Here is a 14,874-nt window from a genome sequence, read left to right on the forward strand (position 1 = left end):
TTACGGTCACTGACCTGAGGTCACCACCGAAGGTGACTTCAGGTCAGCATATTGTCCAAAGAGGAGAAACTCTTTATTCAATAGCCTGGCTCTATAGCAGAGACTTCAGAGAGTTGGCCCGAAAGAATAGCATTCGAAGTCCTTATACTATCTATCCGGGGCAGAAAATAGACTTATCTATCCATCGGTCCGGGGTTGCCACTCCGTCGGTAACTCCAGTCAGGCAGCCAAAGAAAACAGTTGCCAAAAGCCGCGCTCCGGTTAAAAAATATACAGCAAAGAGTTCGACGCCAAAAAGTACCGCTTCCGGCAGCAGTGGCTGGCAATGGCCTGCGAACGGAAAAATTATTTCCGCCTATTCGCTCAAAATGCCCGTTAACAAGGGGATTGATATTGGCGGCAAATTAGGAGAGCCTGTAAAGGCAGCAGCCAGTGGTGAGGTAGTGTACGCAGGAAGCGACCTGTCCGGCTATGGCAGGCTGATCATTTTGAAACATAATAGTAGCTATCTGAGCGCCTATGCGCACAACAGGGATCTATTGGTGAATGAGGGAGACTCAGTTAAAGCGGGCCAGAAGATAGCCGAAATAGGTTCTACAGGAACGACGGAGCCTAAGCTGCACTTCGAAATTCGGCGTGATGGTAAACCGGTCGACCCGATGGGGTACCTTCCAGGGCGCTGATAACGAAGGTCAGTGGCTGTTGTAGTAGAGGGATCTCACGGGTGTCGGCGCAACTTCAGGTTGCCCGACATAGAGTGGGACTTTCGGATAGGACTAACTCTTATGGCATCGAAGAGGGATGACGCAGAGCTAAGCAGTTATGCTGACGATGTAATCCAGGGACAGGATGAATTGAGCCCGGACGAAAATGCCGGTGACCTCATTGAAGTGGTTGGCGAGAACGATGATATCGATAAGCCACGGCCTGCGGCTGTGTCTCCGGTGAGTACCGGTCGTCGAAAAGAAGACGATGGATTTTACAAATCCATCGATGCAACCCAGCTGTACCTGAATGAGATTGGCTTTTCACCTCTCCTCACCCCTGAGGAAGAGGTTCACTACGCCCGCCTTGCCCGAAAAGGGGTAGAAGCGGGCAGACGTCGGATGATTGAAAGTAATCTCCGGCTGGTTGTTAAAATCTCCAGGCGCTATGTCAACCGTGGCCTGACACTGCTTGATCTGATTGAAGAGGGTAACCTTGGTCTGATTCGTGCGGTTGAAAAATTTGATCCGGAACGTGGATTCCGTTTTTCAACCTACGCGACCTGGTGGATACGACAGACGATTGAGCGGGCGATCATGAATCAGACCCGCACCATACGGCTGCCCATTCATGTGGTTAAAGAACTGAACGTCTATCTCAGGGCTGCCAGGGAATTAACCCAGAAGCTGGATCATGATCCCAGCCCGGAAGAAATTGCCGAGTTGCTGGATAAGCCGGTGGCTGATGTAAAACGGATGCTCGGTCTTAATGAGCGAGTGACATCGGTTGATACACCACTGGGACCTGACTCTGATAAATCCATTCTGGATACGATCTCTGATGAAAAAGGTGCCGACCCGGCCGAACTGTTACAGGATCTGGATCTTAATGACAGTCTTGACCGCTGGTTAGGTGAGTTATCAGAAAAACAGCGAGAGGTGGTGGCCCGCCGGTTTGGTCTCAGGGGGTATGAAACCAGCACGCTTGAGGAAGTCGGTAAGGAGATTGGCCTGACCCGTGAACGGGTAAGACAGATTCAGGTAGAGGCTTTAAAACGGCTTCGATCTATTCTTGAAAAGCAGGGGTTGTCAGGAGAGTCCCTGTTTAACTGATGGCCTGACATTGAATTTCCGTTAATAAAAAAGCCATGAGTAACCCTCATGGCTTTTTTGCTATTGAACTCAGCGTTCCAGCTGGTCCAGCTTGCCCTTCACGCCATCCCACTCTGCTGCATCAGGGAGAGGGTCTTTCTTCTCGGTAATGTTATCCCAGACATCCGCGAGCACGGCGTTCAGTTCGATGAACTCCTGCTGGTCATCGGGAACCTCATCTTCGGAGAAAATAGCGTTTGCCGGACACTCTGGCTCACAAAGAGCGCAGTCAATACATTCATCCGGGTGAATAACCAGGAAGTTTGGTCCTTCATAGAAGCAGTCCACAGGACAGACTTCCACGCAATCGGTGTATTTGCACTTGATGCAGTTTTCACCCACTACGAAAGCCATGGTGGTTAAACTCCATTTGATCTGACTAAAAAAAAGTACTGCCCGGTTTTGCTGTTAAAATCGTGATAACAACTCAGTTAACGAAAGCATGTCATAATGTGACCTGAAACATTATGTCAGGTTCTCTTAACAGAACCTGAGGCAATACAAAAACGTCGGGCAAGTCTACCAGAGTTGTAAACCCGCTGGATAGCCGGGATTACCATAAACTTATACCGGTCAGGGTATAAGCACCATTAAATTATTTTCCCAGCCCCTTGAGCGTATAAAGAAGCTCCAGGGCCTGGCGGGGTGTCAGGTTATCCACGTCTGTTTTATCCAGGGCTGCAACCGCCGGGTGTGGCTCAGGGCTGGCAAACAGATCAGCCTGAGGTGTGAAAATAGCCTTTCCCAATGGTTTTGCAACAGGTTGTGGAGCGGGTTCCTGCTGCTCCAGCATGGCCAGTTTCTGCCGTGCCTGGTTAATGACATGTCGGGGTACACCGGCCAGTTGTGCCACCTGCAGGCCATAGCTCTGGCTGGCAGGACCTTCCTGAACCGCATGAAGAAAGACAATGCGATCGTCATGTTCGGTCGCATTGAGATGCACGTTCACTACCGTATTGCACTCGTCGGGCAGCTGGGTCAACTCAAAGTAGTGGGTGGCAAACAGGGTGAATGCCCTTACTGAATCCGCCAGATATTGAGCGCAGGCCCAGGCCAGGGACAGCCCATCGAAGGTGCTGGTTCCACGGCCGATTTCATCCATCAGCACCAGACTTTGTTCGGTGGCGTTATGCAGAATATTGGCGGTTTCCGTCATTTCCACCATAAAGGTTGAACGACCACTGGCCAGGTCATCCGAAGAGCCAATGCGGGTGAAAATCCGATCCACCAGACCAATACGCGCACGGGATGCCGGTACAAAGCTGCCAATATGAGCCAGCAGCACAATCAACGCCGTCTGTCGCATATAGGTGGATTTACCGCCCATATTGGGACCGGTGATAATCAGCATACGACGCTGAACATTGAAGGTGACATTGTTTGCCACAAACGGTTCGTCCAAAACCTGCTCAACAACCGGATGGCGGCCTTCAACAATGTCAATACCAGGGCTCTGCAGGATTTCAGGACGGCGGAAGTTCAGTGTCTCGGCCCGTTCAGCCAGGTTGCTGAGCACATCCAGCTCTGACAGGGCCATGGAGCACTCCTGGAGTGGTCCCAGCTGTGCCACCAGTTTGTCCAGAAGCTCATCGTACAGTGCTTTTTCCCGGGCCAGGGCACGGCTTTTGCTGGACAGCGCCTTGTCTTCAAACTCTTTCAGCTCCGGGGTAATAAAGCGTTCAGTATTTTTCAGGGTCTGGCGGCGAATATAGTCTACCGGGGCGTCTTCGGATTCTCGGCGGCTCAATTCGATATAGTAACCGTGTACCCGGTTATAACCGACTTTCAGGCTGGGCAGGCCCGTACGCTCACGCTCCCGTAATTCCATTTGAATCAGATAGTCACCCGCATTCTCACTGATGGAGCGCAGCTCATCCAACTCGGCGTCATAACCTTCGCCGATCACGCCACCATCACGGATCACCACAGGTGGGTTCTCAATGATGGCCCGGGTTAATAATGCTTCGAGTTCAGGGTGTTCACTGATGCTTTTCGCCAGTTGATGTACTGTCTGACTATCAATCGTTGCCAGCTGTTGCTGCAGTTCTGGCAGTTGCTGCAGGGCATCTCTTAACCGCGCCAGATCCCGTGGTCGGGCAGACTTCAGGGCAACCCTGGCAAGAATACGTTCAATGTCGCCAATATGTTTGAGAATGGGATAAAGGGACTCAAAATGGCAGCCATCTTTCAGGGCGGTGATTGCTGACTGACGGGCCTGCAGTTTGTCAATATTGCGCAGTGGCCGGTTGATCCATCGTCCGAGCAGGCGGCTGCCCATGGCCGTGGCTGTGCGATCCAGCACTGCAGCCACTGTGTGCTCCCGGCCGCCATTCATATTGGTGGTCAGTTCCAGGTTTCTCCGGCTGGCGGCATCCAGCACCACGCTCTCTTCGCGGTTTTCCTGTGCCAGGGCGCGAATATGGGGCAGGGCAGTTCGCTGTGTTTCCCGGGCGTACTGCAGCAGACAGCCAGCCGCCTCAATAGCCAGTGTTAAGTGGCTGCAGCCAAAGCCATCAAGACTTTGCGTCTGGAACTGTCGGGTTAATTGCTCAACAGCACTCTCATGGTCAAAGTCCCATGGGGGGCGTTTGCTGGAACCGGGGCGACGCAGTAATATCTCAGGCCAGTTGCGGTCATCATTCAGTAATACTTCGGCAGGGCTCAGGCGCTCAACTTCAGAAAGCAGTGCCTCTTCACTGGTCACCTCAAGCACATTGAACCGGCCACTGCTGATATCGAGAAATGCCAGCCCATAGCGGTTTTCCCGCTGGTTAACCGCCATCAGCAGATTATCCTGACGCTCATCCAGCAAAGCCTCATCACTAACGGTACCGGGGGTCAGAATACGAACCACCTTACGCTCAACCGGCCCTTTGCTGATGGCCGGATCACCAATCTGCTCGGCAATGGCAACAGACTGACGCAACCGGATCAACCTGGCCAGATAACCCTCCACCGCATGGTATGGAATACCCGCCATGGGGATAGGTTCGCCACCGGATTGCCCTCGTTTGGTCAGGGTAATGTCCAGCAGGTGTGCAGCCTTTTTGGCGTCGTCATAAAACAGCTCGTAGAAATCACCCATCCGGTAAAACACCAGGTGATCCCTGTGCTGCTGTTTGATGCGCAGATACTGCTGCATCATCGGAGTGTGGTTGGAGAGGTCGGTATTTTCCATTTAATCCAATAGCTTAAGTGGTGTTGGTTGATTCCTGGGGCATCATCGGGGCATTTTTATCCAGGCAATGCCCGTTGGACTCCAGAGCGGTCCAGATGTGAATAACCTCATTCCGGCTCTCTGTTTTCATCTGGCAACCATAGGGTTTAACCAGCATCGAATAGTCCGTGAGCCCCATCTGATCGGTAATAAATGCAATGTTAACATGCGGATAGTTTGCCAGCAGGCAAAAGTATCACTGGTTTGACAAATTGTTTTGTATGACCGAACCAGTTATGCAATACCGTTGCGTGCCAGTTTATTCCTCGCCAAAATCGGCGGCATATCAAATTTGCAAGATTTTTTGTTGAATAACCTGGGGTAAATTCTATATTTACTTTAAGTTAATGTGCAGTAGAATAATGCAATGTTCAAGGTGGTTTTCTCAAAGCAGGCCGTTAAAGTTCTGAGGAAAGCTTCAGAGCTTGACCGATTGAGGATTCAAAAGGCTATCAACAAGCTTCCAGACGGTGATGTAAAGAAGCTGACGGGTGAAGCAGGCTATAGGCTGCGGGTTGGAGGCTGGCGCGTTGTTTACGAGATTGAGCATGACAGGCTGATCATTGAGGTGATCAAAATTGCGCCGCGAGGCAAGATTTACAAGCATTAAACATGGGGGCAATGCCCCCAAAGGTTTTGGTGATGGTCGATATACTGAAGCATGAAGGGAAACCGGCTTTTGTGGTTATGCCTTATGACGAATATCAGGCAATGCTTGAGAAGCTGGAGGACCTGGAGGATTCTGATGCTGTTCATGAATTTCGGGCTGCGTTACGCCGGGGTGAGGAAGAGTTGATACCTGCTGAAGTAGTGAACAGGTTGTTGACTGAAAACACTGTGAAGGTGTGGCGAGAGTACAGAGGCATGAGTCAAAAGTCCCTCGCTGAAAAAACCGGTATTTCCGAAGCCATGATCAGCCAGATTGAGAGTGGCAAGAAGCAGGGTTCCTTGAAAACAATTACTAAAATTGCACAAGCCCTGAATCTTACCGTTGATGACATTATTGATTAACCCATTTTACGCGCCAAAAGTCACCGGCCAGAGCGCCGGTTTTTTTATTGTCTGAATTTGCCTCACCGTAAAGATCCATGGACTTCTTTTTGCTGCCGTTGCTTATCACCGAACACCCATCGTTAATGTATTTCTGCTTATTGGCCAACTGCTTATTGAGGGGACATTAAGTCAAAACGGTAAGTGTACTTTTTTTCCTCTATCTCACTGTGTTGCGTCGTATTAAATCCATAGCGGCCAGCAAGGTGTGCCACTGTATCATCATGGTTTCGATGAATGCTGATCAGAAAGCTGGCTTGATAATCGCCTGTTTCTGCAAGAATTCCATCAATGATTTTGTTGGCGGTATGGGAACCCATGCCAGCAAGAATGACCAGCTCATCTTTACAGTTGTGTATTTTAACGGTGGCTGCATCCACGCAGGTAGCCGTCAGGTTAGTGGGCAGCTGAAGAGATTGAAGCCGGGCAATGACGTGTTTGGAGCAATCAATACAGTGGACTTCTCTGGATACGTTGTTAATGGCCAGGGCCATTCCGGCTTTACCGTGGTCACAGCCGATATCCCAGATGATGTTGAAATCAGAAGCCAGCTGGACCAGTCTGTTCAAACGACGGGACAGTTTGGGGATGGTAAGTGCTGGTTCCGGGGCGAGGATGGAATACTCAGCGAAAGGTTTAGTGTGCTTTTCTTCTGGCCCGGAGCTGTCAATATACCGGTTGCTCCTGTTATTGATTGCAATGGGTTGTAAGAGCTGTGAGGAGCCACTTGTACAATGCTCACTTATATCATCGAGTATGTTCTGAGAAGCGTTCCCTGCCTGGGGTGTTGTTGCCTCTAACATAGTGTTTGTGACGTTATCGCAGGATCGACATTTAAATGATTGTCGTGGAGGCAAAAAGTTCAATTTTCCGTCTGCTTATATTCACTCCCATAATTTGTGTTTGGAACTTAGTACGAGAATGGAGGTCTAACCTTTCTGAATGGCTGTAACGCGCTCAAACAGCCAGCATAAGCAGTTAACCAAATGCAATCGAATATTTTCGATAGATTAACCAGTAATTAATCCTGTTTAGCAAGGGGTAGAGTGAAAATAAAACAGCATTTCCGTCTACAAATGCTCGACTCTATTTAAATGGCTATGTTGTCAGCGATTTATGCGATAGCAAATGGTGAACTACTTAACTCAATTCAGCATACAGGAGTTTGGTTATGTTCGTTAGTAATGCGATGAATCCAGGTCAGTTGATACAGCCTGAACTCTCATCAGGCAGTGTTTCTGAGGGTGGTTTGTTTAGATATGCCAGGGAAGCTTATCTCCGTTATGACCCTCTGGATGGAACTACAATAAAATTTGGCCCTACCGCATTCGGCATCGGGGTTTCTGCTGCTGCCGGAGCTGTTGCTTTTGCTAAATTGGCAGAGCATCTGGGGAGGGTTCCTGACAGAGTCAGACCAGGTACAGGTCTGTCTGATCGTGTGATTGAAGTGATGGAATCAGCCATCAAGGAAAACCCATTAGCCTGCGGTGCAGTTGCTGGAGCTGTAGTCGCTATTGTGGGGTTTTATTTTGCGTACAGCAGTCTGAAGCCTATAACGAAAGCGTCTATAGAGGCTGTACGGGAAGGGTTGAGGCATGAGCTACAGAGGGACATTCAAGAAATTAAGGTTCATCAGGATCAGATAGCTAAATATAATAAAAGTCTATCGGAGCTTAAGCCTCACCTGCCGGCGGAGGCCGCAGCATACAAGCAGCAATCACAGCAGCAATATAATAAGTGCATGGCCGTCTACAGGGATAAGGCTAATTATCTGGCGGGAAAGTTGAAAGGTTTTGTGGATGCCGTTATGTTGTCTCGCCTCGACAATCCGGGTGATGCCCCCCGTGAATATGATGAGCGTGATTTTTACAGGGCTGGTGTGGAGTTAACAAGTTTTGTCCGCAACCTTGATATGGACCGGGGATATTTAATGTTTTCTCAGGTACGACTGCTGAAGGCAGTCAAACCGGTGTTAACTGATAAAGAATATGACGAATTTAACCGCATTCTCTGGAGCTTTCCTGAAAGGCCCTGTTTTTACGTCGAGCAGGGCCCATTAGCCAGGGAGTATTCTGAAATTTTGAAATATAGCGCGTCAGAACAAAAACAGATAGGCGTATTGGGGGCCAGGATCAATCAAGTACTGAGCCAATACCCGAACTTAAATCCTGATGCTGCTGGTAACATTCCCAAGCCTCCGGCTGATGTGATCGCGCGCGATATGCCAAATTGATTCGGATGAGGTCTTGTTAATGAAAAAAGGTCAGGTTCTGTTGATGTTTTGTTGCGGCCATAGTTAAAGAATTATTTCAACAATAACAGAGACAATTTGCTGTCGCAAAATGCACACAGGTGGTACCGATAAACAGTATACAAAGAAGTAGACCCCCACAAAGACAACAGAACGCTGGTTCAGGGGCGCGCACCAAAAAAGCAGGGAAAAAACCATCCGGGCCTAAAGGCTCGTCGACATCAGCCAGGGTCAAAGGCTGTGTGGTAATGTACGATACCTCCATCAGTCTGAATATGGGCCAGGTTTTGGTGTCTGGTGCCCGGTTAGGTTCCTGGACAGCAAGTTTGCTAAGCCGTGTTGTTTCCGTTGTCACTCCGCCTCTTCCAGCCTGGATAGCGGGCAGCCTGCAGGGTAAGTCACTCGCACTCAGTGACTATGCAATCCAGTGCACAGCACAGAAGTATATGAATCCTCCCCATGGCATCACGGAAGCGTCCAGGGACATAAAAATAATTGTTGAAGACTTCCTCACTAAGAAACTCAATAGCCTGTTTCAAGAACTCATCAGAGAGAATGCCAGAAAATTTTATTCACATTTAAATGAATATCTGCAGTCCGATGGAGGTTCATCAATCGACTATTCCATAGCACAAGATATTAAGCAACGTTGCCAGGAACGGTTTATATGTGCGTTTAAAGACGAAAAGCTTCAGAGCATCTTTGATTCTTCAGAAAAAAAATTTCTCCGACAGTGTATGCCACCAGAAGGTTTTATATTTCATGAATTCCTGGACGCTATTCCGGCTAAATCAAAAACCAAATTCGGAAATGCTATTATATGCGAGAATATAAGTCTGGAGGCGCTGAGTTATTATCACTATAATTTTATCTGCAAAGTTTTCCGCGAAAACCGGGATATATTTATCCAGTCCTTACAGAAAACCAGCAAAGCTGAAGTTAAGAAAGTGACAGAAGAGCTGGGCAGGGTTTACGATGCCAAGATCACGAGTCACATGCAAAGAAAGGCATCAAATCTGCTGAAATTACAGGTTAATCAGGACGCTTCACCACCTCTGCCTGCTCATGGTCGCATAAACATCAAAAGGCCAGCGGAAGATCCACGGTTTTCTCCTGAACGAAAAGTTGAAATGATCGTGGCCTTTGAAAAAGCCCATTATCGGTTGAAAAATGCTGACCCCAGCTTCAAGGAGTTCAGGTCACTCAAAAAAATAATCAACATTGTGCTTCAAAATGAGCAGCTAAAAGAGTGTGTCACGCAGCTGTGTGGCATAACAAAAATTAGAGAGGCAGTTACCTTATCTAAACTGTACACAATGAAAGAAACGGAGAAAACAGGGCGACCATAGGCAGCCCGGAAACGTTTAACTGGTATTAGGATGACCGGCAGCTGTGTCATCGTTATCATCAATGCCTGATCTCGATCGAAGGTTGTGGTGGCAAGGGGCGAGCCTGATGCAGCAAACCTTCAGATTTTTACGCAGGCAAAAATAGCGTTGCCTGCGTTTGCTGACAGCGGGATTATTTTTTCATAGTCATGCTCAAACGTGTAAACCTCAAAGAGAGGGCACAATAAACTTTCAAGCTCGTTAAAGCGGATGGCGACCATAGGGTGCTCATCCTGCCAGAACTGCCGCTTTTCTACCGTATTCTTTTCAATACTCAATTTCAGTGACTGTTTATCCCCGGTGCCACAATAATTCCAGCCGGAACTGAAGACGAAATGGCTGTTGTCAGAATAAGCCGTGTGGCTCACCACTGAGCTGTTACTGATCTTGGTCTTGTCAACGGCATTAAAGCAAAACAGGCCGCCCTTATTCAGTGCTGCATGGGCACTGGCAATACACGACCTTAGTCTTTCAATGCCATCGCTGTAATGAATGGAATAGAGAAAGCAGGTAATCAGATCCACAGGCTGCCTGGCCACAAAGTCACACATATCCTGTAAGACAAAATCGGCTTCCGGGCAACGAAGTTCGGCAATATCCAGCATGGGCTGATTGATATCCAGCCCGCAACTCTGATAACCCATATCAATAAAGTGACGGACATGTGGGCCTGTGCCACAGGCAAGGTCCAGATGCTTTGTGCCTTTATTACCAAATAGCTGATGCAGCCGATGCACATAGTCACTCTGGACCTGGTAGTTAATGTCGGCACACATTAAGTCGTAATAGCAGGAAAGATCTGTATACAAGGCATTTGAAGAGGCAGTAATCAAGCGCTGTTACCCGGAAAAAACTGGTGGCGCATACTACAACAAATCATTTTCCGATTACCACTGTTCATCACCTTCATCGGCTTCTGTTTCATCGGTAATCCGGTTTCCAGCGGTGATAAAGGACAACACATTATCGCTATTTGTGCAGTAAACTGTTTCAGTCATGGTCAATATGGGGTGTTGCCAATGAAAGTAAAAATGATCTGTGCGCTGTATGCAGCAATCCTGCTTATGGGATGTGAACCACCGTATGACAAGCCGGTGGTCGATAATAAAACTGCTGAAGCCATCTGTCAGGCCAAAGACAACCTGCCCGGTGGCTGGACAAAATCTGAAGTAACTCCAGAGGTTCTGAAGGCGGTCAAGCTGGTGTTCAAGGGAATGGAGAAGTCGGCCAAACTGAAAAAAATGCTGGCGGTGCACTCTCAGATTGTTAATGGGGTGAATTACGCGCTGGAGTTCCAGTTGGAAAATGGCACGATCTGGAGTGCTATTGTCTATCGTGATCTTGAGGGAAAATACAACATTACCCAGGCACCCATTCCCGGGCTATTCTGTGACCACTGACAGGTTTCATGTCTGATCGGCGGATCATGTGATTTTGCGGCAGCAGCCGATTTATGGAATGATTCACTCCGATAATAATAATTACCGGCTGCTGTTGAGGTTCCCATGTCTGATCAACCCCGTGTGCTCTTTGCAGTGAAAGATCACATTGCCTACGTCACCATGAACCGTCCTGAGAAGCATAACGGCCTGGATATGGCCATGTTTCGTGACATGATTGCCACCGCAAAAAAAATCCGGAAGGATCGCTCGATTCGCTGTGTCATTCTCTCCGGAAATGGCTCGTCTTTTTGCTCAGGACTGGATTTTCAGGCCGTCAACAAAGACCCGGGCATAGTGGCAAAAGTCTTTCTTAAATTGCCGTGGACCAAACAGAATATTGCCCAGGAGATAGCCCATTGCTGGCGAGACCTGCCGGTCCCGGTTATCTCCGTTATTCACGGTAACTGCTTTGGTGGTGGGATGCAGATTATCCTGGCCACGGATTATCGTATTGCCAGGGCGGATGCCAGCCTTGCCATTATGGAGATGAAGTGGGGCCTGATTCCTGATATGAGTGGTATGGTTACACTCTCCCGGCTGACCCGTATTGATATTGCCCAGGAGCTGACCATGACCGGGCGTAAATTCACTGCCCGGGAGGGGCACGGGTTCGGTTTGGTCAGCCGGTTGGCTGATGACCCGATGGCGGCAGCAGAACAGCTTGCCCAAACGATTTGCAGGCAATCGCCGGATGCCGTTGCCGCAGCCAAATACCTGTTCAGAAAAACCTGGAAGGCCGACACCTGGAAAGCCCTGCGCTGGGAGCGTTGGGTTCAGGCACGCCTGCTGGGGCGTAAAAATCAGCGCATTGCCATGAAAAATGGTCTGAGTAAAACAGACGATCCTCTGCCGTTTATTGACCGGCGCTCATTTTGACAGGCAACCGGCCTATATAATCTTTGCTACAAATCCCCATGACCAGCTTTGCCGGTCATGGGGATTTTATTGCTAAAGCCTGCATCTGATAAAGAGGTCGTCGTCTACCAGGCATTCGTCCATCATCTTTTTCTGGCTTATAGAAATACAATTGACAAAAGTCTTTGGATTATCTTCCGGGTTCGGATGCTTGATGACGTTTTCGGCAATAAAAATGACATCACTGTGTATCACCCCACCCCTCCTGCCAAGGATTTCAAATAAAATAGATCCGGAGAATTGCTGAGTCTGAATCGGATCATAAAGCGATGGCATAAGCCCTATGGACAGACCGATATCCCGATCCTGATCTGCGCTATCACCAGTAAGATAAATTCGTGCATACAATGCATGTCCTTTAATTGAATGAAACAAGGGACTGATGAGTTGTTGACTATCACCACTCCTGATCTTATCCAGCTCATTTTTGAAACCGGGTATCTTCCAGAGTAAAACGCCGTTGCCGGTGGTTGCTTTGTGGATTTGTAGTTCCAGCTCAAGCTTTTGTATTTGTGATTGCTGGCTAACAATGGCTCTGCACAGTTCATCGATGCTATCGGCCTGGTTTTGACAGGCACGCCTTAGCCCGGCAAAGCCATTGAGTACCTCCCCAAACTGTTTAACCATGGCTTCGTACTGGGCATAGGCTATGGTCGGAGTTGCCAGTACCCCTGCTGATGCTCCTTCAGTCTCGCTGGTTGCAGTGGTTGGCTCAGGCAGTATCAGCGGGTTGACCCCGGGCTTATTGAAAACAGATGCCAACGTCCGGGCGGGATGTTCACCATCATTATGGTAATGGGCAGGCAGTTCATGCAGAGACAGCCACTGGCCGCATTCGATGCCCGGAGGAGAATCTTCAGCGCCCTGCAAATTATTCAGCATGACACCTCTGGCACAGGCAACCTCCAGGCTTTTCGACAACTCAGTCAACACCTGGCACTGTGCAAACTGATTAATGTCAGGACAAAATTTTCTGGCACATCGAATGTCAGCGGGCAGGGGCAAGACATCACTGTCGTCTTGGTCAGGTGCCGTAGATGGCGACTGCCTGGCCAGGTCTATGACCCCGCAATGCTGATCACCCTGAGCGCTCTCCGGCGGGAAGGGTGCGCTTTCAATAACATGGGAAGGATCATAAATTTTAGTTGAGTCTCGCGTCTTGAGTGACTTACTGGTTAAATTTGAACACGGGAAGCAATACAGCTGTGGCAACAGATCAGCGTCAGCTGGCCTGCACCTGAAGCAGGCACCACTGGTGGTTCGGAATAATATTGAAGTTTTTTCTTCGGATGACCGGTGAGCAGGGGCTTTATCTTTGCCCTCAGTATTGAGCGGCGGTGGCTCAACCTTGCCAGAGTCAACGGGAGTGGAATGGGCAGGATAAAAAAACATATACACCAACTCCTCTGGTCAGGCATTAAAAAAACCTTGAAAAGAATAAATCTGTAAAATGACCGTCAGGGCATACGCCCTCCGTCATTGGGACTTATTGACAACAAATCAGATATTTGGTTCACCGGGCAAAATGACCGGATGCTGCTGCGATCCTGATGCCTGACCAATTACAGTACTCTGGCATTATATTTTGGTGATTTGATGTACGTTATGTTATAACGATTTGCATTTTGAGATTGGGTGCTGATCCCTCCGGAACAGGGTGAGGGCAATACCGAAAGGAATCGCAGAAGATGATCATCAGCCTTTGCCGGACAGCCCGTGGAAAAGACAGCAAACAATTGCTGTCTGCTCTTATGGTGGTTGTCTATCTGCTGGTGGTGCACTACACACTGAGTCACGTTCATACGGCTTTGGAGGAAAATCAGCAATCTGAAATATTCTGGCAGCATCCAGTTATTTCGATGGTCGATGATGCCAGTGATCACCAGCACAATGAGCACCCACATTCATCGGCCTGTATGCTGGTGTCTCAAGCCGCTTCACCCGTTCATTGGTGCAAAGTAAAGGTGCGGTTTGCTGCGGTACTTAACGACCGTCCCTATCGCTTATCAATCCATTCTTCCACGCCAACCAAAAGACATACGCGCGCACCACCTGCTTACCAGGTCTGAAGTTTAATGGTTCATCACTTATTTTTTCTTTCTTTCAGGAATTGTGTATGCGTTGTGTTGCAAAAGTGGCCGCTGTTGCCTGTGCCCTGATATCAGCAGGTGTTTCCGCTGATGGGCATCGTCATGCCGGTGCCCATGTACATGGAGCCGGTCATTTGAACTTTGCCATTGAAGGTCGTCAGGTTCATATTGAACTGGAAACGCCGGGGTTCGATATTCTTGGCTTTGAATCCATCCATTCGGACGCTCAGCGCAGGCAACTTAAAGATGCCCTGCAAGAACTGGAAAAAGACGATTTATGGTCTTTTACACCAGCGGCGTCTTGCAGGTTGAAAACGGCATCGGTTTCGGCCAATGGTGAGCATGGAGAAGACCATTATGGGGATGCAGATGGACACTATGATTCCCACCATGACAAACATGGACATGATGACCACCATGCAGATGACCACCATCACAGTCATGGGCACGAGGACCACCATGGCGATGGTCACCATGAGTCAGCGCATATGGATATTGCCGCTACTTATGTTTATGAGTGTGCCAATATTACCGGGCTCAACAGCATCTCTACCCGATTGTTTCAGCGGTTTGCAAACAGTGAACAGTTGAAGGTTCAGGGCTTTACCGATTCTGGCCAGATAGCCGGTCAGATGAGCCGTGAGCGACCAGAGGTGCGCTTCTGA

Annotated in this window: 16 protein-coding genes; 10 read left to right on the plus strand and 6 right to left on the minus strand. The window is 48.8% G+C overall.

Annotated elements, in window-relative coordinates:
• The first annotated feature begins 32 nt into the window (after positions 1-32).
• Together J7438_RS05290 and rpoS are read left to right on the plus strand one after the other, a co-directional pair.
• Positions 33-683, plus strand: coding sequence for a peptidoglycan DD-metalloendopeptidase family protein (locus J7438_RS05290; protein WP_209275714.1), 651 nt, complete (start codon positions 33-35; stop codon positions 681-683).
• 102 nt (positions 684-785) lie between these two features.
• A complete protein-coding gene (gene rpoS, locus J7438_RS05295) occupies positions 786-1,817 on the plus strand; it encodes an RNA polymerase sigma factor RpoS (RefSeq protein WP_286196419.1) in 1,032 nt (343 codons plus the stop codon).
• Positions 1,818-1,886: 69 nt separating this feature from the next.
• Here rpoS and fdxA read toward each other — a convergent pair whose 3' ends face one another.
• The 3 genes from fdxA to J7438_RS05310 form a co-directional block, all read right to left on the minus strand.
• The gene (gene fdxA, locus J7438_RS05300; RefSeq protein ID WP_101747078.1) at positions 1,887-2,210 is read right to left on the minus strand and encodes a ferredoxin FdxA; all 324 of its coding nucleotides are present in this window, start codon (positions 2,208-2,210) and stop codon (positions 1,887-1,889) included.
• Between the two features lie 241 nt (positions 2,211-2,451).
• A complete protein-coding gene (mutS, locus tag J7438_RS05305) occupies positions 2,452-5,034 on the minus strand; it encodes a DNA mismatch repair protein MutS (protein WP_209275715.1) in 2,583 nt (860 codons plus the stop codon).
• 13 nt (positions 5,035-5,047) lie between these two features.
• Positions 5,048-5,191, minus strand: a complete 144-nt coding sequence (locus tag J7438_RS05310; RefSeq protein WP_209200084.1) for a hypothetical protein — start codon at positions 5,189-5,191, stop codon at positions 5,048-5,050.
• 249 nt (positions 5,192-5,440) lie between these two features.
• Between J7438_RS05310 and J7438_RS05315 the strand changes: the two genes are divergently transcribed.
• Together J7438_RS05315 and J7438_RS05320 are read left to right on the plus strand one after the other, a co-directional pair.
• The gene (locus J7438_RS05315) at positions 5,441-5,683 is read left to right on the plus strand and encodes a type II toxin-antitoxin system RelE family toxin (protein WP_209275716.1); all 243 of its coding nucleotides are present in this window, start codon (positions 5,441-5,443) and stop codon (positions 5,681-5,683) included.
• 32 nt (positions 5,684-5,715) lie between these two features.
• The gene (locus J7438_RS05320; protein ID WP_209275717.1) at positions 5,716-6,084 is read left to right on the plus strand and encodes a helix-turn-helix domain-containing protein; all 369 of its coding nucleotides are present in this window, start codon (positions 5,716-5,718) and stop codon (positions 6,082-6,084) included.
• Positions 6,085-6,236: 152 nt separating this feature from the next.
• Here J7438_RS05320 and J7438_RS05325 read toward each other — a convergent pair whose 3' ends face one another.
• Positions 6,237-6,692, minus strand: coding sequence for an SAM-dependent methyltransferase (locus tag J7438_RS05325; protein ID WP_209275718.1), 456 nt, complete (start codon positions 6,690-6,692; stop codon positions 6,237-6,239).
• A 602-nt stretch (positions 6,693-7,294) separates the two neighbouring features.
• On the opposite strand from J7438_RS05325, the gene J7438_RS05330 reads away from it, so the two are divergent.
• Complete coding sequence (locus tag J7438_RS05330; RefSeq protein WP_209275719.1) at positions 7,295-8,356, plus strand: hypothetical protein; 1,062 nt, start codon at positions 7,295-7,297, stop codon at positions 8,354-8,356.
• 266 nt (positions 8,357-8,622) lie between these two features.
• Positions 8,623-9,723 (plus strand): hypothetical protein, encoded by a 1,101-nt coding sequence (locus J7438_RS05335; protein ID WP_209275720.1) that lies wholly within the window; start codon positions 8,623-8,625, stop codon positions 9,721-9,723.
• Positions 9,724-9,842: 119 nt separating this feature from the next.
• Here the strand turns inward: J7438_RS05335 and J7438_RS05340 are convergent, their stop codons facing one another.
• On the minus strand, positions 9,843-10,538 hold the full coding sequence (locus J7438_RS05340; RefSeq protein WP_209275786.1) for a class I SAM-dependent DNA methyltransferase: 696 nt from the start codon (positions 10,536-10,538) through the stop codon (positions 9,843-9,845).
• A gap of 243 nt (positions 10,539-10,781) precedes the next feature.
• Between J7438_RS05340 and J7438_RS05345 the strand changes: the two genes are divergently transcribed.
• Together J7438_RS05345 and J7438_RS05350 are read left to right on the plus strand one after the other, a co-directional pair.
• The gene (locus tag J7438_RS05345; protein ID WP_209275721.1) at positions 10,782-11,162 is read left to right on the plus strand and encodes a hypothetical protein; all 381 of its coding nucleotides are present in this window, start codon (positions 10,782-10,784) and stop codon (positions 11,160-11,162) included.
• Between the two features lie 105 nt (positions 11,163-11,267).
• Positions 11,268-12,080, plus strand: a complete 813-nt coding sequence (locus J7438_RS05350; RefSeq protein ID WP_209275722.1) for a crotonase/enoyl-CoA hydratase family protein — start codon at positions 11,268-11,270, stop codon at positions 12,078-12,080.
• Positions 12,081-12,152: 72 nt separating this feature from the next.
• On the opposite strand, the gene J7438_RS05355 is transcribed toward J7438_RS05350, so the two are convergent.
• Positions 12,153-13,511 (minus strand): MATH domain-containing protein, encoded by a 1,359-nt coding sequence (locus J7438_RS05355; protein ID WP_209275723.1) that lies wholly within the window; start codon positions 13,509-13,511, stop codon positions 12,153-12,155.
• A 296-nt stretch (positions 13,512-13,807) separates the two neighbouring features.
• Between J7438_RS05355 and J7438_RS05360 the strand changes: the two genes are divergently transcribed.
• Complete coding sequence (locus J7438_RS05360) at positions 13,808-14,188, plus strand: hypothetical protein (RefSeq protein WP_209275724.1); 381 nt, start codon at positions 13,808-13,810, stop codon at positions 14,186-14,188.
• Positions 14,189-14,235: 47 nt separating this feature from the next.
• On the plus strand, positions 14,236-14,874 hold the full coding sequence (locus J7438_RS05365; RefSeq protein ID WP_209275725.1) for a ZrgA family zinc uptake protein: 639 nt from the start codon (positions 14,236-14,238) through the stop codon (positions 14,872-14,874).

The sequence above is a fragment of the Thalassotalea sp. G20_0 genome (genome assembly GCF_017744175.1).
Lineage (GTDB): Bacteria > Pseudomonadota > Gammaproteobacteria > Pseudomonadales > Endozoicomonadaceae > Endozoicomonas.